This window comes from Verrucomicrobiota bacterium (genome assembly GCA_016200005.1).
GTDB lineage: Bacteria > Verrucomicrobiota > Verrucomicrobiia > Limisphaerales > PALSA-1396 > PALSA-1396.
On record JACQFP010000020.1, the window covers coordinates 64,308 to 86,611 of the forward strand.

At 59.6% G+C, this 22,304-nt stretch carries 17 protein-coding genes and 1 pseudogene; 9 read left to right on the forward strand and 9 right to left on the reverse strand.

Going from position 1 to position 22,304, the window contains the following annotated elements:
• Window positions 1–394: 394 nt before the first annotated feature.
• The 5 genes from HY298_06435 to HY298_06455 all read right to left on the reverse strand — a co-directional run bounded on the left by HY298_06435 (window position 395) and on the right by HY298_06455 (window position 6,788).
• A complete protein-coding gene (locus HY298_06435; protein MBI3849914.1) occupies window positions 395–1,678 on the reverse strand; it encodes a Gfo/Idh/MocA family oxidoreductase in 1,284 nt (427 codons plus the stop codon).
• A 110-nt stretch (window positions 1,679–1,788) separates the two neighbouring features.
• On the reverse strand, window positions 1,789–3,684 hold the full coding sequence (iolD, locus tag HY298_06440) for a 3D-(3,5/4)-trihydroxycyclohexane-1,2-dione acylhydrolase (decyclizing) (protein ID MBI3849915.1): 1,896 nt from the start codon (window positions 3,682–3,684) through the stop codon (window positions 1,789–1,791).
• Window positions 3,685–3,697: 13 nt separating this feature from the next.
• On the reverse strand, window positions 3,698–4,681 hold the full coding sequence (iolC, locus tag HY298_06445) for a 5-dehydro-2-deoxygluconokinase (protein MBI3849916.1): 984 nt from the start codon (window positions 4,679–4,681) through the stop codon (window positions 3,698–3,700).
• 235 nt (window positions 4,682–4,916) lie between these two features.
• Window positions 4,917–5,816, reverse strand: coding sequence for a 5-deoxy-glucuronate isomerase (iolB, locus tag HY298_06450; protein MBI3849917.1), 900 nt, complete (start codon window positions 5,814–5,816; stop codon window positions 4,917–4,919).
• 3 nt (window positions 5,817–5,819) lie between these two features.
• Window positions 5,820–6,788: a ketose-bisphosphate aldolase gene (locus HY298_06455; protein ID MBI3849918.1), complete on the reverse strand. Its 969-nt coding sequence runs from the start codon at window positions 6,786–6,788 to the stop codon at window positions 5,820–5,822.
• Window positions 6,789–7,009: 221 nt separating this feature from the next.
• Here HY298_06455 and HY298_06460 point away from each other — a divergent pair, with 221 nt between their 5' ends.
• Genes HY298_06460 through HY298_06480 form a run of 5 tightly spaced genes read left to right on the forward strand, consistent with a single transcriptional unit; the run spans window position 7,010 to window position 11,837 of the window.
• Window positions 7,010–7,723 (forward strand): dienelactone hydrolase family protein, encoded by a 714-nt coding sequence (locus tag HY298_06460; protein ID MBI3849919.1) that lies wholly within the window; start codon window positions 7,010–7,012, stop codon window positions 7,721–7,723.
• A gap of 52 nt (window positions 7,724–7,775) precedes the next feature.
• Window positions 7,776–8,435, forward strand: a complete 660-nt coding sequence (locus HY298_06465) for a phosphoribosyltransferase (protein ID MBI3849920.1) — start codon at window positions 7,776–7,778, stop codon at window positions 8,433–8,435.
• Window positions 8,432–9,769, forward strand: coding sequence for an erythromycin esterase family protein (locus tag HY298_06470; GenBank protein ID MBI3849921.1), 1,338 nt, complete (start codon window positions 8,432–8,434; stop codon window positions 9,767–9,769). The genes HY298_06465 and HY298_06470 overlap by 4 nt, the downstream gene beginning before the upstream one ends.
• Before the next feature lie 4 nt (window positions 9,770–9,773).
• Window positions 9,774–10,904, forward strand: a complete 1,131-nt coding sequence (locus HY298_06475) for a site-2 protease family protein (GenBank protein MBI3849922.1) — start codon at window positions 9,774–9,776, stop codon at window positions 10,902–10,904.
• Window positions 10,905–10,952: 48 nt separating this feature from the next.
• Window positions 10,953–11,837 (forward strand): DNA-binding protein, encoded by an 885-nt coding sequence (locus HY298_06480; GenBank protein MBI3849923.1) that lies wholly within the window; start codon window positions 10,953–10,955, stop codon window positions 11,835–11,837.
• Window positions 11,838–11,996: 159 nt separating this feature from the next.
• Here HY298_06480 and HY298_06485 read toward each other — a convergent pair whose 3' ends face one another.
• Window positions 11,997–12,143 (reverse strand): hypothetical protein, encoded by a 147-nt coding sequence (locus tag HY298_06485; protein MBI3849924.1) that lies wholly within the window; start codon window positions 12,141–12,143, stop codon window positions 11,997–11,999.
• A gap of 254 nt (window positions 12,144–12,397) precedes the next feature.
• Between HY298_06485 and HY298_06490 the strand changes: the two genes are divergently transcribed.
• The 4 genes and pseudogenes from HY298_06490 (at window position 12,398) to HY298_06505 (ending at window position 14,671) form a co-directional block, all read left to right on the forward strand.
• Window positions 12,398–12,571, forward strand: coding sequence for a zinc ribbon domain-containing protein (locus HY298_06490; GenBank protein MBI3849925.1), 174 nt, complete (start codon window positions 12,398–12,400; stop codon window positions 12,569–12,571).
• A 192-nt stretch (window positions 12,572–12,763) separates the two neighbouring features.
• Window positions 12,764–13,387 (forward strand): TraR/DksA family transcriptional regulator, encoded by a 624-nt coding sequence (locus HY298_06495; protein ID MBI3849926.1) that lies wholly within the window; start codon window positions 12,764–12,766, stop codon window positions 13,385–13,387.
• Complete coding sequence (locus tag HY298_06500) at window positions 13,384–13,602, forward strand: hypothetical protein (GenBank protein ID MBI3849927.1); 219 nt, start codon at window positions 13,384–13,386, stop codon at window positions 13,600–13,602. Before HY298_06495 ends, HY298_06500 begins: the two co-directional genes overlap by 4 nt.
• Before the next feature lie 51 nt (window positions 13,603–13,653).
• A pseudogene (locus HY298_06505) lies at window positions 13,654–14,671 on the forward strand (fructose-bisphosphate aldolase class I).
• A 206-nt stretch (window positions 14,672–14,877) separates the two neighbouring features.
• Here the strand turns inward: HY298_06505 and HY298_06510 are convergent.
• Genes HY298_06510 through HY298_06520 form a run of 3 tightly spaced genes read right to left on the reverse strand, consistent with a single transcriptional unit; the run spans window position 14,878 to window position 22,304 of the window.
• Complete coding sequence (locus tag HY298_06510) at window positions 14,878–15,873, reverse strand: dihydroorotate dehydrogenase-like protein (protein MBI3849928.1); 996 nt, start codon at window positions 15,871–15,873, stop codon at window positions 14,878–14,880.
• Between the two features lie 30 nt (window positions 15,874–15,903).
• Window positions 15,904–19,509: a pyruvate:ferredoxin (flavodoxin) oxidoreductase gene (nifJ, locus tag HY298_06515; GenBank protein ID MBI3849929.1), complete on the reverse strand. Its 3,606-nt coding sequence runs from the start codon at window positions 19,507–19,509 to the stop codon at window positions 15,904–15,906.
• A 50-nt stretch (window positions 19,510–19,559) separates the two neighbouring features.
• A complete protein-coding gene (locus tag HY298_06520; protein ID MBI3849930.1) occupies window positions 19,560–22,304 on the reverse strand; it encodes a bifunctional acetate--CoA ligase family protein/GNAT family N-acetyltransferase in 2,745 nt (914 codons plus the stop codon).

Consider the following 22,304-nt stretch of genomic DNA (forward strand, 5'->3'; position numbering starts at 1 on the left):
CTGTGCGCTCTTTTGCGGCCAGTTCATTTCGCGTATGCAGCGTGTTTCGCGGTCAGTCTGCACATTCTTCCGCTTGGCCGCCGCCAAGCGGCGAAGGCCGTCACCCACAAGCTGTTGGAAGTTTGTTTTGTGTTTTCATACGACGCCTTTCATCGGTTGGCTTGCCATCCGAATTCCTATTGGCTCACACCCACGCGGTAGAAGAGCGGAGATGTGGACGCAGCGTTGGTGTCGGTGAAACTCGTCGTGTCGGGCTGGTTGCCGCAACCGTCCAAGGCGAAGTGCGGTGTTAAGTGTCGCGCGGGTCACCGAACATTACACGCGCGGAATTCCCCAATTCATGTCAACGTCTGCGCGCCTCGTCGGTTAAGCAGAGAAAGCGGCGCTGCGGCAATCACACCTTCCAAGGCCCGCGCTTTGGGCGATCCAGCCACTGGTTCGCCTCGTCGTCACCAATGAAGCGCTCCTTGACGGGGTCCCATTTCAAACGCCGATGGTTCCAGTAAGCCAGATTGCCGAGATGGCAGACCGTCACGGAACGGCAGCCAATTTCCACATCGCAAATCGGTTTCTTGCGGCTGCGCACGCAATCCATGAAATCGACGACGTGATGGTTGCTCTTGTAGAGGCGGATGGCTTTATCGTCCAACGGTTCGGTGCCGATGGATTCTGGTGTCGCTTGAAACTTGCCGCGATTGACCAGAATCTTTCCCTCGGTGCCGATGAACAGCACGCCGCCGCTGTCGCCGTGGAGCATCTCCACCCCATTCGCGTACAAATAGCGGAGTCCTTTGGTGGCCTTGGGGTCGTCAGGCGGGATGATTTCCACCGGCCCGCTTTCGTCCATGCCCAGTCCCCATTGCGCGATGTCAAAATGGTGCGCGCCCCAGTCCGTCATCATGCCTCCGGAGTATTCACGATAGTTGCGCCAGTTGGGAAAGTGGTCGTGCACTCCGCGTGGGCTGAGAACGGAATTGTACGGGCGCATCGGTGCTGGTCCCAACCAACGGTCCCAATTCAACCCCGGTTCCATCGTTTCCTCCGGCAAGTCACACGGCACCGAAGGTGGGCCGACGTCCACGATCACCTGTTTGATCTGGCCAAGGCGACCGTTGCGCACGAGTTCGCAGGCCTTGCGGAACTCGCTTGAGGAGCGCTGCATCGAACCGGTCTGGAACACGCGATCATTCTTGCGCGCGGCGTTGACCATCGCGCGTGCTTCGTGGATGGTCAGCGAAAGAGGCTTTTCGCAATACACGTCCTTACCGGCGTTACAGGCGGCGATGGCGATGTAGGCGTGCCAGTGATCCGGCGTGGCGATGACCACGGCATCAATGTCCTTGCGCGCGATGAGGTCGCGAAAATCCTCGTATTCGGCGCAGCCTTTGAACTCGGTGTTGCCCTTGATGCTGTAAAACTCCTCGACGATTTTCCGATGATGCACACGGCGCGTGGTGTCCACATCGCACACCGCCACCACCTGACTGTGGGGCATGGTCAGGAAATTCTGTAGCAAACCGCGACCTTGCTTCCCCGTGCCAATGAAGCCCAGCGTGATGCGATCGTTGGGACTCTTTTGAGCGGAGGCGGCTCCGGCTGAGGAAACGATGAAAGGCGCGGAGAGCGCTGCAACCGATGTAAGTTTCAGGAACTGGCGTCGAGTCACTTGATTTGTCATGGTGAGCCGGATTGTTATTCGCCTTCTAAGAACCCGCAATGAGAATATTCATCGGCCAGAGTCGCGCCTAATTGCGAGCAACAACGAAGTGCCGTTAAAGGTAACGCGCTTCACAGATGATACCGCTCCCTGGTTCTGGCTCGTTCATATTCCTTCCGCGCTTTCTTGACAGCGGCGATGGTCGAGGTTTCCGCGATGGGCACATCCCACCACGATTCATAACCGGGCACGCGTTTTTCCGGGTCGGTTTCGATCACGATCACCGTTGTCTTGGTTTGTCGGCGGGCATCAGCGAGTGCGGTTTTCAACTCAGGAATGTTCAAGGCGGTAACGACGTGCGCGCCGAGACTCCGCGCGCTGGCAGCGTAGTCCACCGGCACTGGTGCGCCATCGAGCTGGCCGCTCTTCGCGTTGCGGAAACGGTAGCGCGTGCCAAAGCCGCCGCTGCCAATCGCATGTGACAAGCCACCAATGCTTTGAAAACCGTGGTTGTTGAGCAGAACGACGGTGAGCTTGCAGCCTTCCTGAATTGAGGTGACGAGTTCGGAGGACATCATCAACCAGGATCCGTCGCCGACCATTACATAAACTTCGCGATCCGTCGCCGCCATCTTCACGCCGAGGCCGCCGGCGATTTCGTAACCCATGCACGAGTAACCGTATTCCATGTGGTAGCCTTTCGGGTCGCGAGTGCGCCAGAGCTTGTGCAAATCGCCGGGCAAACTGCCGGCCGCACACAGCACCACATCCTGCGGTCGGCTGAATTCATTCACCGCGCCGATGACTTCGCCCTGGCTGACGGGCAGGCCGTTGTTCAGATTGTAAATGTGCTCCACTTCCGTGTCCCAATCGCGATTGAATTTCTGCCCGCGACGTCGGTAGGCGGCGCTGACCTGCCAGCTCTCCGAGCCGGAGGCCGCTCCGAGCCGGAGGCCGCGTAGTGCTTTGCCCAACGCTTCCAAAGCGGCGCGCGCGTCAGCCACCACGGGAAGCGCGGAGCGCTTGAACGCGTCGAACTCCGCGGCGTTGATGTTGATGAAACGAACGTTCGGATTTTGAAATGCGGTGTTGGAGGCCGTCGTGAAGTCGCTGTAGCGCGTGCCGATGCCAATGACGAGGTCGGCCTCGCGCGCAGTGATGTTTGCGCCCGGCGTGCCAGTGACACCGATCGCGCCGAGCGATTGCGGATGGTCGTAGCGCAACGCGCCTTTGCCCGCCTGTGTTTCGGCAACGGGAACGCCTGTCTGTTCGGCGAACTTCGCCAACGCGCCGTGCGCTTCGCTGTAAAGCACACCGCCGCCGGCGACGATGACGGGTTTCTTGCTCGCGCGAATCCATTCGACCGCTTGCTTCAACAGCGTGATCTCTGGGGCCGGGCGGGGGATGTGCCAAACTCTTTCCTCAAACAACTCAGCCGGGTAATCGAACACTTCGGTCTGTACATCCTGCGGCAACGCGAGCGTCACGGCGCCCGTCTCGGCTTGCGATGTGAGCACGCGCATGACTTCCGGCAGTGCGTTCATGAGTTGGTCGGCGCGGTTGATGCGGTCCCAGTATTTGGAAACGGGCCGGAAACAATCGTTGACGGAGATGTCTTGCGACAACGGGTGTTCGAGTTGTTGCAACACCGGGCCGACATTGCGGCGCGCGAAAATGTCGCCGGGCAGGAGCAGCACGGGGATTCGATTGATCGTGGCGGTGGCGGCGCCGGTTACCATGTTCGTCGCGCCCGGTCCGATGGAACTGACGCACGCAAAAGCGCGCAGACGGTTGCTCATTTTCGCAAAAGCGGTGGCGATATGAACCGAGGCCTGCTCATTCTTCGTCATGTAGTAGCGAAACTGCGGATACTCTTGCAGCGCCTGACCAATGCCGGCGATGCAGCCGTGGCCGAAAATGCCGAGGCAGCCGGCGAAGAACGGTTGGCGTTTACCGTCGCGTTCGACGTGCTGGTGCATCAGAAATTGGATGATGGCCTGCGCGGTGGTAAGTCGTTTGGTCTTCATGTGAATGGGTTTATCAAAAGCCGCCGCGCTCTTCGATGAATTTCAACGCCTCCGCTTCGTAAGCCATGAAATTCGCGCAGCCGTGCCGCGTGACGACAATGGCGCCGCCCGCATTGCCCATGCGCGCGGCCTTGTACCAGTCCCAACCTTTCACCAAACCATAAATGAAGCCGGAGGCGAAGGCATCACCCGCGCCGAGGACGTTATAGACTTCCACCGGGAAGCCCGGAACATCAGTCGGCTGGCCGCCGGACGGAAAAAGTATGGCGCCTTTCTCGCCGCGCTTCACCACAACGAGCTTCGGGCCGCGATGCTGCATCGCGTGGACGGCTTGTTCCAAATCGCCGGCGACACGCGCGCCGGAAATCTGGGAGTGGCTGACGTTGACTTGCGCCGGATCAGAAAGGTTGGCAGCTTTGCATTCATCCTCTGTGCCCAGCACGATATCGACCAACGGCAACACCGCGCGCACCGTGACGCCGAAGGCGCGCGCGTCGTGCCACTGATTCGGACGAAAATCCAGGTCGAGCACCACCGTTGCGCCGGTGGATTTGGCCTGCTCGGCGGCGAAGATGTTGGCGCTGCGGCTGGGTTCGCGGCTCAGGCCGGTGCCAGAAAACTCGAAGACGCGACTATCCGCGATGGGAGTTCTAAGAACATCGTCAATCGAAAGCTGATTGTCCGCGCAATTGTCGCGGTAATAAACGAGCGGGAATTTATCGGGCGGCTCGATGCCGAGCACGACGGCGCTCGTGCGCGTGCCCGGTTTGCGCGGAATGTATCTGGTCTCTACGCCTTCCTTGTTGAGGAAGCTAAGAATGAAATCGCCGACCGGATCTTCGCCAACGGCGGTGAGCACTGCGGTGCGAAGTCCGAGGCGCTGTGCACCAACCGCGATGTTCGTGGGCGAACCGCCGACGTAAGCAGCGAACGATTTGATTTCCGGGAACGGCGCGCCCACATCGTTTGAGTAAAGATCGATGGACGAGCGGCCCATGGTGATGAGATCGAAAGTTGGGGCGGGTATTGGCATGGTTCAGTTTTTGGGATCCGGCCAGGCGGTCCCCTCACCCTGACCCTCTCCCCTTCTGAAGGGGAGAGGGAACAGCAAGGTTCGCCGTGCGAAATTTCTGGTCGCGCACGTTACGCCGGCAGACTGGCGAGGATTCTCCCTCTCCCTTTCGGAAAGGGAGAGGGCCGGGGTGAGGGTTGGCTCGGATTTCATTTTTGCATTAATTGGCTTTCGCGCCGGCTTGCTTCTCCATCTCCATCGTCACCACCGGCACGCGCGGATCTTTGGTCGTCCAGGTTTCTTTGATCCAAGCGTGTTGTGGATCGTCCGCATTAGCCAGCGACTGCGCGCTGCCGGCGAGAAAATTCAGATAGTAGGCCGTGTAACCGTGCGCCGCCGCCACCGGATGATAACCTTCCGGCACGAGCACCACGTCGTTGTTTCGCGCGACGATTACTTCGTTGCGTCGCAGGTCGGAAGTATAAACGCGTTGGATGGCGTAACCTTCCGGACGATCAAACTTGTAGAAATAGATTTCCTCGAGGTCGGCTTCGAGCAGGTTGCCCCCGGCATCAATGCGATGAACATCGTGCTTGTGCGGCGGATAGGAACTCCAATTGCCAGACGGTGTATAAACTTCGACCGCCACGAGCCGATGGCAATCAAAGCCGGGCGGAATCAACGAATTGATCTGCCGTGTGGCATTGGCGCCGCCGCGAATTTCCACCGCGACTTGTTCGGGCGTCACCAGCCTGGGTGGATGATTTCCCTCAGACCGGCACCAACCGCAAGCCAGATCCACTGCATCACCCAGCGCAGTCACGGTGAATTCGGTTTCGCGCGGCAAGTAGAGCGCGTAGGGCATACCGCAAAAAACATTGGGTCGCCGACCTATTTTCTGCCAGTTGCCGCGCGACGATTCGACCGCGCAACTGCCGCCGAGCACGACGAAGCCGTATTCGCACGCATCCGTGTAGCCGCTCCACGGCTCACCCGCGCTCAGCGTGCGCGCCGCAAAGTTCAGATGCTCCCAGCCGGCGGTTTCGGGCGTAACGCTGACGTATTCGCCCGGTTGCGATGTCGGATGGACGAGCAATGGGGATTCGGTGGACGGATTCATCGTTCAGGAGGTTTTAGATTCCAGAGTTATGGCAGTGGTTGTCAATTCGGCCTGTCCAGCCGCGCCGAGGGCCGCGCCTTTGGCCGCCACAAAGGTCGCAAACTCTTCCATGTAAGTTTTGCCGGGCAGCATGAAATCAAACTCCTTGGGAGACTGTTTGAAAAACTCCCGGTGAACGCGCGTCCAAATCAGCCGGCCATCGGTGCCGATGTTGACCTTCGCAATGCCCGACGAAATGGCGCGCCTCAGTTCACGTTCGGCCACACCGCTGGCGGACGGGTCCAGGTCGCCGCCGGAGTTGTTGATCCGTTCGACTTCACGGGCGGGTACCGCCGAGCCGCCGTGCAAAACGAGCGGAAATCCTGGGAGGCGTTTCTGAATCTCCGCGAGCCGATCAAAGTGCAACCCTTGCCGACCGGAGAATTTGTAGGCGCCGTGGCTCGTGCCGATGGCCACCGCCAGACTGTCACAGCCGGTGCGATTCACGAATTCTTCGGCCTGCGGCGGGTCGGTGAGGATGGCTTCTTTGGCGCTCACGCTCATCTCGTCTTCGATGCCCTGCAACAATCCCAGCTCGGCTTCAACGGTGATGCCGCGGTCATGCGCTTTCTCCACGACGCGCCGCGTGATGGCCACGTTTTCCTCGAACGGGTGATGGGACGCATCGATCATCACCGAATTGTAATGGCCCGATCCAATCGCCTCATCGCAACTCGCCTCGTCTCCGTGATCGTGATGGCAGGCAAAGACCACACTGGGATAAATTGCCTCGGCGGCCTGAAGCATGGCTTCCAGCATTTCCGGGTGCGCATAACTGCGGATCACACGCGTGAACTGCGCGATGACCGGCGCCTGTGCCCGGGCCGCGCCGACAAACAGACCATGAATTTGTTCCAGGTTGGAAACGTTGAAGGCGCCGAGCGCATAGCGGCCATAGGCGGCTTTCAACAGGTCAATCGTGGCCAGACGCATGAAGTCTTCAGGTGTTCAAGTTAATGGCGCTGACTTTGCGGACACCATGCTCCTGTGACAAGACGATTTAGCGAGACCAAAGCACCCAACCCGAAAACCCGAACGCATTTGGTGATTGGAAAACGAATCGGTTTCCACTGCTGCCAAGGGTCAAGGTTGGACTAAAGTTTGCCAAAATAAGCGAAGCATAGAGCCGGCTGGTGGCCTAAAATCTAGTTGGTATGAAACCGCAAGTCAATCGAGTCACCGTCGCCGGCGCCAGGGGTGGTGTGGCTGACACCCCAACCGACGCGTGGAACGTTCAGATACCAGCGGGCCACGTGACGCTGTCCGGGGACCTGGTTGTTCCTAAAGCGCCGCTGGGAATGGTCTTGTTCGCGCACGGCAGCGGGAGCGGCCGACACAGTCCAAGAAATAAATTTGTCGCGCGGACACTCCACGAAGCGGCAATCGCCACGCTGTTGTTTGACCTGTTGACGCGGGAGGAGGAAGCCGAAGATGCGGCGACCGGCCATTTGCGGTTCGACATCGGCTTGCTGGCGCAACGGCTGGTGAGTGCCACTCGATGGATGGCAGATCAACCACAGCGCGGGCATCTGTCGTTGGGTTACTTCGGTGCCAGTACCGGGGGAGCCGCGGCGCTGGTTGCGGCAGCGTCACTCGGCCAGGTTATTGGGGCCGTCGTGTCGCGCGGGGGACGACCGGATCTGGCGCGCGACGCGCTGGAGCGTGTCCAGTCGCCCACACTGTTGATTGTCGGAGAACGTGACGAAACGGTGCTGGAGCTGAATCGCAGTGCCTACGCGCGGCTGCAATGCCAGAAGGAACTGGCCGTGGTACCGCGGGCCACCCATTTGTTTGAAGAGCCAGGCGCCTTGGAGGAAGTCGCGCGGCTGGCGGCGAAGTGGTTCTGCCGACACCTGCGACCTCCGTGAGGAGAATTATTTGGAGGGAACCAGCGCAACCGCGCGCGACGGAAAGGAATTTATGCACATGCAATTCCGTGATCGAATCGAGGCCGGGCAATTGCTGGCGAAGAAACTGACGAAGTACGCCAATCGCCCCGACGTGCTCGTGCTCGCGCTGCCTCGTGGCGGCGTGCCGGTGGGTTGCGAAGTGGCGCGAGCACTGAATGCGCCGCTGGATGTGTTCGTGGTGCGCAAGCTCGGCGTGCCGGGCCACGAAGAACTGGCCATGGGCGCGATTGCCAGTGGCGGTGTGCGCGTGCTCAATGGAGACGTCGTCGAGGGACTGCGGATTTCCGATGAGATCATCGACTCCGTCGCGGCACGGGAGTTGCGCGAACTGGAGCGGCGGGAACGCGCCTACCGCGATGATCGTCCCGCGCCGGAAGTGGCGGGGCGCACCATCATTCTCGTGGATGATGGCATCGCGACCGGCTCGACCATGCGTGCCGCGGTCGAGGCGCTCCGACAACTGGAGGCCAGCCGCATCGTCGTCGCTACACCGACTGCGGCTTTGTCCACGGTGCGGGAAATGCGGTCCGACGTGGATGATTTCGTGGCTGTGATGACGCCCGCCGATTTCGTCGGCGTGGGCCAGTGGTATGAGAATTTTTCACAGACCACGGACGCGGAAGTGCGTGAGTTGTTGGCACGCGCCAGTCCGCTTCCCAGTCCCACCTGAACGTGAACCTGCTTCCCATACTCATCCGTGAAGTGGCCGTGCCGTTGAGCGGTTCGCGGGGTGACTACGACGCGTTGCTTGATCTTGTGGGAGACGCCCACTTCGTCCTGATCGGTGAGGCGACGCACGGCACCCACGAGTTTTATCGCGAGCGCGCCCAAATCACCAAGCGCCTCATCCGCGAGAAAGGTTTCAGCGCCGTGACGGTCGAGGCGGACTGGCCGGATGCCTATCGCGTGAATCGTTTTGTGCGCGGCGAGAGCGAGGACGCGGACGCGGTGGAGGCACTGGGCGGCTTCAAGCGTTTCCCACAGTGGATGTGGCGCAATGCCGACGTCCTCGATTTCGTTGGCTGGCTGCGGGAGCACAACGACGGGCAGAAAAAGGACGAACGCAAGGCCGGTTTCTATGGTCTCGACCTTTACAGTCTGCACGCGTCGATTGAAGCCGTGCTCGCCTATATTGCGAAAGTGGACCCGGCGGCGGTCAAACGCGCGCGCAAGCGTTACTCCTGCTTCGACCACTTCGGCAAGGACACGCAGAGCTACGGCCTCGCCACCGGACTGGGCATGACGCCGACTTGCGAAGATGCCGTGGTCAACGAACTCGTCGAATTGCGCCTGCGCGAAGCGGAGTATTTGCAGCGCGACGGCCGGGTCGCGGCGGACGAATTCTTTTCTGCCGAGCAGAATGCCTTCGTGATCAAGAATGCCGAGCAGTATTACCGCACGATGTTCCGTGGCGAAGTGTCGTCTTGGAACCTGCGCGACCATCACATGGTGGAAACGCTCGCCGCCCTGGTCGCGCACCTGGAACAGTTCTCCAAGCCCGCCAAGGTCGTCGTCTGGGCGCACAACTCGCATCTCGGCAATGCGCGCGCCACCCAGATGAGCGAGCGCGGCGAATTAAACGTGGGTCAGCTTGTGCGCGAGCGTTTTGGTCGTCAAGCCGTGCTCCTCGGTTGCACGACCTATGGTGGCACGGTAACCGCCGCTTCGGAATGGGACGCGCCGGCCGAGCGCAAGAACGTACGGCCAGCCGTGGAGGAAAGTTACGAGGCGCTGTTTCACGCCGTCGAGTGTCCGCGCTTCTGGTTGGAGTTCGAGAAACATTCGGAGGTCACCTTTAACCTGCGTGCTGCTCGACTGGAACGAGCGATTGGTGTAATTTATCGGCCAGAGACTGAATTGGTCAGCCACTATTTCACCACCCGACTGCCCGACCAGTTTGATGCGGTGCTGCATTTCGACCACACCCGTGCGGTTGAACCGCTGGAACGCAGCACGGCTTGGGAACTGGGTGAGGTGGAGGAAACGTTCCCAACCGGCCTCTGACAGTATGAAATGGTCCTGGAAAATTGGCAGCGTGGCGGGCATTGGCATTTATTTGCACGTCACGTTCCTGGTGCTGCTCGGTTGGGTGGCGCTGTCGCACTATTTGCAGCGCCACCGATGGGACGATGCGGCGAGCGGTCTGGGATTCATCGTGGCGCTTTTTGCGATCGTCGTGCTCCACGAATTGGGACACGCACTGACGGCGAAACGTTTTGGCATCCGCACTCGCGACATTACGTTGTTGCCCATTGGTGGGGTGGCGCGGCTGGAGCGAATTCCGGATGAACCGAAACAGGAGTTGCTCGTGGCGCTCGCCGGGCCGGCGGTCAATGTCGTGCTGGCGGTGTTGTTATTGGGCGTGCTGTTTGTTGGCGCCGGGTTTTCGACATTGACCGAGTTCAAGCTCGTGGGAGGTCATTTTCTGGTGAACCTGATGTGGGTCAACATAATCCTTGCCGTGTTCAACCTGCTGCCGGCATTCCCAATGGATGGCGGGCGCGTGCTGCGCGCCTTGCTGGCGATGCGAATGGATTATGTGCGGGCGACGAACATCGCGGCGCGGATCGGGCAAGGCATGGCCTGGGTGTTCGGGTTCATCGGTTTGTTCACGAATCCGTTTCTGATATTCATCGCCCTGTTCGTTTGGATCGGCGCCGCGCAGGAGGCGGGGCTGGCGCAAACGAAATCGGCGCTGGCCGGATTGCCGGTTGAGCAGGTGATGATCACGGATTTCCGCACGCTGGTGCCGGGCGACACGCTCACCAGCGCCGTAGAGCATGTGCTCTCTGGCTGCCAGCAAGACTTCCCGGTTGTCGAGAATCGACACGTTGTGGGCGTGCTCACTCGCACTGACCTGCTGAGCGGTCTGGCCAAACACGGGCCTCCATCGCTCGTGGGTGAGGTGATGCAGCGGAAAATCTGCACGGTGCAACCGACTGAAATGGTTGAGAGCGTGCTGAACCGGCTGCAGGAGAACGATTGCCGCACCATGCCGGTGGTGCAAGACGGCGAACTGGTGGGCATCGTCACGTCCGAGAATCTCGGCGAATACCTGATGATTCAAGCCGCCTTGGAGGAGTCGTTGCGCGAAAAGCTTGGTGGCAGACGGCGTGCAGTTGCACGCGTTGAGCATTAACGTGTAGGGGACATCAGTCAGCACGCACAATCGGATAACGGAATTGTCATGCCCGTCGCATTGAATGAAGACATCGCCGGACGGCTGGAGGAAGTCGCGCGCATCCTCGCCGAGCAGGGCGCAAATCGCTTTCGCGTGCAGGCTTACCAGCATGCAGCCAATGCGCTCCGAGAACTGGCGCGGCCGGTGTCGGAACTGTTCGCCGCGGAGGGGCTCGTGGGACTGGAGAAACTTCCTGGCGTGGGCGAAAGCCTTGCGCGATCGATTCGCGACATTCTTCTGCACGGTAAACTGGCCATGCTCGACCGGCTGCGCGGCGAGCATGATCCGATAACCTTGCTGACTTCGGTGCCCGGTGTTGGCAAAACCCTGGCGTGGAGGTTGCATGATGACTTGAACATAGAGACGCTGGAGGAATTGGAAGCCGCAGCCCACGATGGTCGTCTTGAAAACATCGCCGGTGTTGGCGCCAAGCGACTCGCCGGCATCCGCGACTCGCTCGCGCACCGGCTTGGTCGCGTCCGCCAGCCAACGACTCCTCCAACCGAGACCGACGACCCCGCGGTGGCCGAGTTGCTGGACGTGGACGGTGAATATCGCCGCGAAGCCACCGCCGACACACTAAAGAAAATCGCCCCGCGCCGATTCAATCCCAGCGGCGAAGCGTGGCTGCCGGTGCTGCACACCACGCGGGCCGGGCGTCATTACACTGCGCTGTTCTCGAATACGGCGCACGCTCACAATTCCCACAAAACCAGGGATTGGGTGGTGATTTATTACGACGGCGATGAGGGCGAGCGGCAGTGCACCGTCATCACCTCGGAATTCGGCCGACTCAATGGTCTGCGCATCGTGCGTGGGCGCGAAGATGAGTGTGAGGCACATTATCGAAGACTGGGCGGATTGCGTCCAATGGAACTTCGCCCGGCTTGAGTGTTGCCGAACGAAAATGTTATCGGCGCGACGCATGGGAGCCTCCCGGCCATGAATCCCCCTTACGACGCGCTACTCCTCTCCAGGCTCTCCACATTATCGCTGGTGGAGTTTTGTGACTCATCGTCGGGTTTGGACATTGTTTCGGGCGGTTCGCATTCACGAGCCGATGGTGACATCAGGTTGCGCTCTTTTTCTCCCGCCACCGATCACCGGGCAGTGAGTGTCTCTGATGGCTTGCTCCGTCGTGCGTCCGAAGCTGGAGGAAACAGGGTGCGGCTTGATGGCCATTGGTGAGGCCGTCATGGCTTTGCCTCGTTCCCGTCTGAGCCAGTCAACGCTTAAAAGCGTGACGTTCATCATCGGCCACCAAGAAACGACCAATGTTTGGCAATATCAGTGCAGCGTAATCGCCGGTCAGCCTGAATACTATGACGTATGGGGATGCAAGTTGGAACGCTAGTGGATGAAAGATTGATGCCCATTGAAACGAACAGGTTTTTCATCCAATCGCTCTGACAGTGTGAACAACTACAACAAACAAATCAGTGAGGGTTAACATGCCACTCTACGAATACATTTGCCGGAAATGTCACAAGAAATTTGGCGAAGTGCTGACGATCAAGGAACACGAAGAAAAAAAGATTCGATGTCCGAAGTGTGACAGCGCAGACTTGGAAAAGGTCATTGAACCGTTTGTCGCTGTTACTTCGAAGAAGAGCGGGAAGTGGTGAACCCGGCGGACTTGTCTTCGCCAGCCGGAAATGCGGAAACAATGCAGGGCGGACCTGGTCCTGGCAAGTCCTGGCAGGAGTCCGCCAATAATCTGAATGGAATTGGAAGGATGAGAAAGTTAAGAACCAACCCAATGGACGTTCTCCATTCCCGGTTGTAGAAGAAACTGCACGGCCAGGAGCATTTGAGAGATGAAACACGGTTTGAAAAAGCGATTCAGCGGTCGAGCCGCTTCCATGTCGCCGGCGAAAATCGATCCAAAATGGGCGTGGCATTACCGCGCCCTGGTGGCGTTGCGTGAGCGACTGCTGCGGGAGCGTGGTGAAAAGTTGGATGACGCGTCGCAGCCGCTTGAACCGCACAGCATGGACATGGCAGACAGCGCCACGGATGAATTTGATCACAACATGGCGTTGAGCGAGCTGTCTGCCGAGCAGGACGCATTTTTCGAAATTGAAGAAGCGCTCAAGCGCATCCTGAACGGCAGCTACGGTGTCTGCGAGGAAACCGGGAAACCGATTTCGCCCGCGCGCCTGCGGGCCATTCCGTGGGCTCGTTTTTCGAAAGATATTGAGGATCGGTTCGAGCAGCAGGGTGCCGTCAATCGCGCCCAGCTCGGACAGGTCGCCTCGGTTCGAGGTCCCCAGAACCGGAGTCTGGAGGAATCCGAGTCGCCGGAGGAAGAGTCCCAGGAAACCACGCCGAAAGACGAAGCCCTTGCCCAGGTCTATTCGCCGCCTGGCCGGCATCTTCACCCGCACGAGGGTTCAGGCAAACAACACAAACGCCCTTCAGGAGCAGGCGGCGTCGAATGAGAAAAATATTTTACGTCGATCAGGCGATGTGTGGCGGCGAGGAATTGCCGGCGGAGTTTGACCTGGAAGAGTTCTGCGAGGTGCTTCAGGGGAAGGTTCCTGAAGTGGAGATCGTGCCCGTAATCGACTCGGAAGAATCGGCAGTCAATCGCGATCCTTCCCTCGTGCCCGAATCCGTGTTGAATGAGGCGCTCGGCGAGTACTGTCATCGTTAGCGCCCGTCCGCGGCTTTCGTCATCATGGACATTGTCCGGGGCCGGCGGATTATGAACGCAAACGAAATGGAAACCACGGCCAGGGCGCTGGTGGCGCCGGGCAAAGGCATTCTTGCGGCGGACGAAAGTCTGCCCACGATCGAGAAGCGATTCAAAACCATCGGTGTTCCGTCCACGGAAGTGAACCGACGGGCATATCGTGAGATGCTTTTCACCACGCCGAAACTGGGTGAATTCATCAGCGGTGTCATCCTGTTCGACGAAACTCTACGGCAGAATGCCGCGGACGGAATGCCGTTGGTCGAGGTGCTTAAAAGCCAGGGCAGCAGCCCCGGCATTAAAGTGGACAAGGGTGCCAAGGCCCTGGCCGGGTTTCCCGGAGAGAAAATGACCGAGGGCCTGGACGGTCTGCGCAACCGGCTCGAAGAATATGTGCGATGGGGCGCGCGGTTCACGAAGTGGCGCGCGGTCATCGTCATCGGCGCGAACATTCCCAACCGCACTTGTCTCGAGTCCAATGCGCACGGATTGGCGCGCTTCGCCTCCCTGAGTCAGAAGGCCGGCCTGGTTCCGATTGTGGAGCCAGAAGTCTTGATGGATGGCGACCATCCGATCGAACGCCACTTCGAAGTGACCGAGGCGATTTTGAAAGCAGTGTTCCAATCGCTTTTCGAACATCGCGTTCGTCTCGAAGCGATGCTGCTCAAGCCGAACATGGTTTTGGCCGGCAAGGATTGTCCGCAGCAGGCCGGCCTGGCGCAAGTTGCCGAGACCACGTTGCGCTGCATGTTGCGGGCCGTGCCGGGGGCTGTGCCCGGAATTGTTTTTCTTTCCGGCGGACAAAGTGACGTGCTCGCGACAGCGCATCTCAACGCCCTCAACCAGCTTGCGAAAGCACCCTGGGAATTGAGTTTTTCTTTCGGTCGTGCGCTGCAGGCACCCGCGTTGAAAACGTGGCGAGGCGATCAGCCGGAGTGCCGCCCAGCAGGCGCTTTATCCTCGCGCCCAATGCAACGGCGCAGCCCGCTTCGGAAAATATTCTGTCGAAATGGAATCAGTGGCTTCCTGAACGCACTTTTTACCGAAGAACTCCAGCGGCTCAGTCAATCCGAATAACGGGTAGTGATTCTCGCCTATCTCCTGCGCGGCGGACAACCGGCCGCCAAAGTCGCCCGCTGGCGACCAAGCTCGGGGCGAAGTCATTGAAATATTTGGAAAAGGGGCCGGCGGGATCATGGTGGGCGCGGTTCAGGTGGGTTTGGACCGGCAGATTATTCAGGGAGCGTGGTTGCCGCCAACTGCCTTCATATACTGTGCTCGTTCAAAGGCGCTGGGGTCCGGGCAGTTTTTATGACTCAAACATCCCTTTAGTTGCTCGACCGAAATGTATTCGTGCTCCTGCATCCACGCGACCATCTCGCGCTCAATGACGCGGAGTTGATCGATGCCGTGACGCATGAGGACGGAGCAGAGCATCGTAACATCCGCGCCGGCCATCAGCATTTTCAACGCATCCGTCCCACGATGAATGCCGCTCGTGGCTGCGAGACTGGCGCTGATGCGATCGTAAAGAATCGCGATCCAGCGCATGGGCAGACGCATCGCCATCGGCGTGCTGTAGAATACGCTGGGCGTGACTTCCAGCGATTCCAACTCAATGTCCGGTTGATAAAAGCGGTTGAACAGGACGAGTGCGTTCGCCCCGGCGGCGTCGAGCCGCGCCGCCATGTTGGCAAAGTTGCTGAAGAACGGGCTTAATTTCACCGCCACCGGAATCTTCACTTCCGATTTCACCGCTTTGAGAATTTCCACATAAACGTGTTCTACTTCATCGGCTCTCATCTCCATGTCGGTCGGAATCCAGTAGATATTCAGTTCCAGCGCGTCGGCCCCAGCCTGTTCGATGAGCCGGGCGTATTGCGTCCATTTGCCGGGTGTCGAGCCGTTGAGGCTGGCGATGATCGGGATGTTCATGGATTGCTTCGCCTTCCTGATGTGCGTAAGATAAACCTCCGGCCCAATGTGAAACTCCGCGGGTTCGGGAAAGTAAGTCAACGCTTCGGGATAACTCTCCGTGCCCTGGGTGAGATGGTGCGCCAGCTCGTAGCGCTCCAGGCGGATCTGCTCCTCAAACAGTGAATGAAGAACCACCGCGGCGGCGCCGGCGTCTTCCATGCGCTTGAGGTTGTCGAGGTCTTCGGACAACGGCGAAGCGGAAGGCACCAGCGGTGTTCGCAATTTTAGTCCGAGATAGGTTGTGCTCAAGTCCATTACGGTTTCCTTTCTTCTGGTGTTGTGCGATCAAGCATCTTCCGAAACCGGCTTGACCGGCGCGGCGACCGGCTCGGTGGTTCGCAATTTACAATCGCGGGCGGCGAGATACTGGTAAAGCTGCCAGCGAACACCGACGTCCTGCTGGGCTTGGGCAAACAGCTTTTTCGCTTCGTCCGGTTTGCTCTTGGTCAGCATCTTGAACCGGTTCTCCAGATTCAAATATTGTTCGACCTTCAATCGCGGTGTTTGTGAATCCAACTGCAAACAATTCTCGCCGCTCCTGGCGCGCTCGGGATGGTAGCGATACAGCAGCCATTGGCCGGATTGCACGGCGGACTTCTGGTTCTGCATCGCGGTGGTCATGTTGATGCCGTGGGCGATGCAATGGCTGTAGGCGATGATGAGCGCCGGCCCGTCGTAAGCCTCGGCCTCCAGAAATGCTTTCAGCGTGTGCTCATCCTTTGCGCCCATCGCCACGGATGCCACGTACACATTGCCGTAGGTCATGGCGATGAGGCCGAGGTCTTTCTTCGCGGCGGGTTTGCCGCCGGCGGCAAACTTCGCCACCGCGCCGCGCGGGGTGGACTTGGAACATTGACCGCCCGTGTTGGAATAAACTTCCGTGTCGAGGACGAGCACTTTGACATTGCGACCGCTGGCGAGAACGTGATCCAGTCCGCCGAAGCCAATGTCATACGCCCAACCATCGCCACCGACGATCCAAACACTCTTGCGCACCAGCGTGTCGGCAACGGCGAGCAAGCGGCGCCCTTCGTTAGTGTTCAAGGCTGTCAACTTCTGCTTCAGTTCGTCCACTGCCTGGCGTTGCTCGTAAATGCCCGCCTCGTCCTTTTGGTCCGCCTCAAGAACTCTACGCGCGAGTTCTTCACCGACAACGCCACTCATTTGTCTGAGTTGTTCGCAGGCGAATTCCCGTTGCTTGTCGATGGAAACCCGGAAGCCCAATCCGAACTCCGCATTGTCCTCAAACAGCGAGTTTGACCAGGCCGGTCCTCGTCCCTCGGTGTTCTTCGCCCACGGTGTGGTCGGCAGATTGCCGCCGTAGATGGAGGAGCAACCCGTCGCGTTGGCGATCATGAGGCGGTCACCGAACAATTGTGTGAGCAACTTGAGGTAGGGCGTCTCCCCGCAACCTGCACACGCGCCCGAAAACTCGAACAGCGGCTCCAAGGTCTGCACGCCATGCACGTTGTTCGCGTGTGCAGCGCGGCGGTCGGTGTCGGGAAGCGACAAAAAGAACTCCCAGTTCGCGCGTTCGGTTTCACGGAGCGGTGGCTGCGGGCGCATGTTGATGGCTTTGAGCCGCGCTTCGGATTTGTTGCGCGCCGGACAGACATCGACGCAGATGCCGCAGCCGGTGCAATCCTCTGGCGCGACCTGCAACGTGTATTTTAGTCCCTTCCAGTCCGGATGCCGCGCGTCGTGTACCTTGAACTGAGTCGGCGCGCCGGACAGATCAGCCGCCTCATAAACCTTGCTGCGGATGACGGCGTGCGGGCAGACGAAGACGCATTTTCCACATTGGATGCAGACGTTGGGGTCCCACACGGGAATCTCCGTGGCGAGGTTGCGCTTTTCCCAGCGCGCGGTGGCGGTCGGATAAGTTCCGTCCACCGGCAATGCGCTGACCGGAAGCGCGTCGCCGCGACCGGCGATGATTGTGCCGAGGACGTTGCGCACAAACTCAGGCGCGCGTGGGGAAATTGGCGGTTGGATTTCCGTGAGGCTCGTGACGTGATCGGGCACTTTTACTTCGTGAAGATTCGCCAACGTGTTGTCCACGGCGTTCAGGTTCATTTGCACGATTTCTTCACCCTTTTTGCCGTAGGTCTTGCGGATGGAATCCTTGATGGCCGCGATGGCTTCGTCGCGCGGCAGCACCCCGGAGACGGAAAAGAAACAGACCTGCATCACGGTGTTGATGCGGCCGCCCATGCCGCATTCACGCGCGACCTTGTGAGCGTCGATGACGAAAAGTTTTGCGTACTGGTTGATCAGGCGGCGTTGCGTGGGCTCGGGCAGGCGACGCCATGTTTCGTCCGGCCCCCAGGGCGCATTGAGCAGAAACGTTCCGCCCGGCGCGAGTTGCTCGGCGACATCGAGGCGTTCCAAAAAGAATGGTTGATGGCAGCCGACGAAATTCGCCTCGGACACAAGATACGTCGAACGGATCGGCTTCGGGCCGAACCGCAAATGCGACACGGTGACGGCGCCGGACTTTTTGGAGTCGTAAACAAAATATCCCTGGGCGTAGTGATCGGTATTCTCGCCGATGATCTTGATGGATTCCTTGTTCGCGCCAACCGTCCCGTCGGAGCCAAGTCCGTAAATCAACGCTCGAAAAACCTGCTTTGGTTCGACCGAAAAGAGTGCGTCGTAATCGAGACTCGTGCCGGAAACATCATCGTGTATGCCGACGGTGAAATGGTTTTTGGGTGACGCTTGCGCGAGGTTCTCGAAGACCGACTTGATCATCGCGGGGGTGAATTCTTTGGAAGACAGCCCGTAGCGACCGCCGACAATCATCGGCAGCGTTGTGAACTTTGCCCAGCCGCTGCTCAAGCCTTCGTAGAGCGCATTGACGCAATCCAAATACAGCGGTTCGCCAGCGCTGCCGGGTTCTTTGGTGCGGTCGAGGACGGCGATGGCTTTGACACTTGGCGGCAGTGCTTCCATGAATCGTTCTGAGTCGAACGGTCGATACAAACGCACCTTGAGCAGGCCGACTCTTTCGCCGCCGGCGTTCAGAAAATCGACGGTTTCGTGGACCGCTTCGCAACCGGAACCCATCAGCACGATCACTTGTTCCGCATCGCCCGCGCCGTGATAGTCGAAGAGTCCGTATTGCCGGCCGGTCAACCGGGCGAACTTGTCCATCGCCTCTTGAACGATGCCCGGAGCGGCGGCGTAAAACGGATTCACCGTTTCGCGCGCTTGAAAATAAACGTCCGGGTTTTGCGCGGTGCCGCGCAGGACGGGATGATCGGGCGAAAGCGCCCGGGCACGATGTTCCAGCACGCATTGCTCGTCGATCATCGCGCGAAGAATTTCATCCGTCAGCACTTCGATCTTGGAAATCTCGTGCGAGGTCCGGAAGCCGTCGAAAAAATGCACAAAGGGAATCCGCGACTCCAACGTGGCGGCGTGGGCGATCAGCGCAAAATCCTGTGCTTCCTGCACCGAGGCCGAACAAAGCATCGCAAAACCCGTGGCCCGCGCGGCCATCACGTCACTGTGGTCGCCAAAGATGGAAAGCGCCTGCGCCGCCAGTGAGCGGGCCGCAACGTGCAATACCATCGGCGTCAGTTCACCGGCGATTTTGTACAGGTTGGGAATCATCAGCAGCAACCCCTGCGACGCCGTGAAAGTGGTCGCGAGCGCGCCGGTTTGCAGCGCGCCGTGAATCGCGCCCGCCGCGCCGCCTTCGCTTTGCATTTCGATGACGGAAGGCACCGTGCCCCAAAGATTTTTTTGCCTGGCTGCGGCCCAGGCGTCCGCCCACTCACCCATCCCCGACGCGGGCGTGATGGGATAGATGGCGATGACTTCGTTGAGCGCGTAGGCTACGCGCGCCACGGCTTCGGTGGCGTCAATGGTTTTCATTTGGTTCATTGCGGTTGGCATTGGTTGCATCACCCGAGCGGATTGCGACAAGGTCAAATTCATAACAAAATCTCCGCCCGACATTCGGCGTCCCCTACTTCATGACGGATCTGGAATCCGACGCGCCGACACACGTGCTGCATTTCACGATTGTCCGGCAGAATGGTTGCCGTGATGCGGTCCAGTTTTTCATCGCGCCCGATCTGGACGAGCGTTTTCAGGAGGCGGGTTCCCAAGCCCAGGCGCTGCCATTGATCGCTGACGAGCAGGGCGAACTCGGCATCGTTCGCGCCATGCAACTTGCTGAGCCGGCCCACTCCAACAATTTCACGTTGACCGCTCTTTTCATCGTCGCGTTCGACGACCAAGGCCATCTCGCGGTCATAGTCGATGAAACAAATGCGGGCGAGGCGCTCGTGAGCCGTGCGCTGCTCCAGCCGCAACGGGGTGAAGTAACGATAATAAACGCTGCGCTCGGAAAGTGTCTGATGAAATGTCACCATCAGCGGCTCGTCTTCGGGACGAATGGGCCGGATGGTGACGGACGTTCCATCTCGCAATTTGCATCCCGTGACGTACTGTGAAGGATAAGGGCGGATGGCGGACCGGGGCAATTGATCCTCGCGCATCGTCGGCTCGTGCAGCACGATGCGTGCGTCGAGCGCCAATATTCGGTCGGACGAAACCAGCAACGGATTGATATCGATCTCCTTGATCCAACGTTGCTCGGCGACGAGCTGACTGAAGCGCACCAGCAATTGTTCCAAGGCCGCGAGGTCCACGGGCGAGCGTCCGCGCACGCCTCTAAGCGCCGTGTAGATGCGGGTCTGTTCCATCAGACGGCGGGCGAGTGTGGCATTGAGGGGCGGCAAACCCAGCGCGCGATCTTTGAAAACCTCGACAAGCTGGCCACCCGCGCCGAACAACAGCACCGGACCGAACTGCGCATCTATGCTGCTGCCGAGAATGAGTTCGTAGCCTTCGAGCGAGATCATCGGCTGCACCGTGACCCCGAGGAAATGGTGCGCACCGGCTTTCTGGCGCACCGACGATTCGATCGCGCGCCAGGCACGCCGGACGCCGGCAGCGTTGCGGATGTTGAGATGCACGCCACCGACCTCCGTCTTGTGCGTGAGTGATTCGGAGAAAAGTTTCACCACGACCGGGTAACCGAGGTCGCTGGCCTGAGCCACGGCTTCCTCTTCGGTCAACGCGACGCGCGTCGCGACGGTTGGGATGTCATAGGCGACGAGAATTTGTTTTGATTCGAATTCGGTCAACAACGTGCGCCCGGCTTTCCGCGCCTTTGCCATCAGCTCCGTGGGTTTTGAACCCGACTTCGGTTCGGATTTTGTCCCGTTCAAGGCCGGCGTCTCATAAAGACTGCGCAGGTTTTGTGTGTAACGCCACATCAGGTCGAAGGCGCGGGCCGCGCGGTCGGGATACTTGAACGTGGGAATGCTTGAACTGTTTAGGATCGCTTCCCCGCCCTCGACGGCGGGACCGCCCATCCAACAGGCGAGCAGCGGTTTGCCGTCGAGTTTGGCGAACGGTTTCAAATGTTCGGCGGTGGCGACCGCTTCCGTCATCGCTTGCGGCGTCAGAATCGCGAGGACGCCGTCCGAGTTCGCGTCCCGGGCGGCTAGTTCGACGGCTTTGGCGTAACGTTCCGGACCGGCGTCGCCGAGGATGTCGATGGGGTTGTTGTGACTCCAGTGTGGAGGCAACAACTGGTCGAGCGCGGCACGGGTAGTTTCCGAAAACTCCGCAAGCTGGCCGCCGGAATTGACGAGCATATCAGTAGCGAGCGCGCCGGGGCCGCCGGCGTTGGTGACGATGGCCAGCCGCGGCCCGCGCGGGCGCGGTTGCTTGGCCAGCACTTCCGACATGTCAAACAACTCCTCGATGGTGTTCACCCGCAACACACCAACGCGACGGAACGCGGCTTCAAGCACTTCATCGCTCCCCGTGAGCGAACCGGTGTGCGACGCGGCTGCCTTGGCGGCAGCTTCCGTGCGACCCACCTTGATGACGATGATCGGTTTCGTGAGCGCCACTTCGCGCGCCGCCGAGAGGAACGACCGCGCGTCGCCGACGGATTCCATGTAGATGACGATGCTCCGGGTGTACGGATCGTCGCCGAGATAATAAATGAGGTCGCCCCAGCCGACATCGAGCATGGAGCCGACCGACACAAAAGCGCTGAAGCCGACGTTTTCGCGCAGACTCCAATCCAGGATGGCGGTGCATAGCGCGCCACTCTGGCTGATGAAAGCGACGTTGCCCGGACGCGCCATGGTGGCCGCGAACGTCGGATTGAACTGTGCATGGGGCGACATCACCCCGAGGCAATTCGGACCGATGACACGCAACCGTCCGCGTCTCGCTTCCGCCAGGATGTTTTGTTCCAACTCCGCGCCGCTGGCGCCACATTCCTTGAATCCCGCCGAGATGATGATGGCGCCACGCACGCCGGCTTCGACACACTCGCGAACAATGCCCGAGACCGTAGGCGCGGGCGTGACGATGACGGCGAGATCAACTTTTTGTGGCACCTCCGAAATATTGGGAAAGGCCTGAATACCGAGCACACTGGTGCGCCTGGGGTTGATGGGAAAGACGGTGCCAGCGAATGCGGAGAGATTTTTCAGCACCGCACGGCCCACACTGCCTTCCTTATCCGTGGCACCAATGACAGCCACCGTGCGTGGCGCAAAGATCGATTCAAGCGGATGCCGCCGGGCGTGCCGGAGAATGTCGTGCGCGTGCTCAGGGGCAAGGTTTGTAATGCTTTGGCTTTTCAT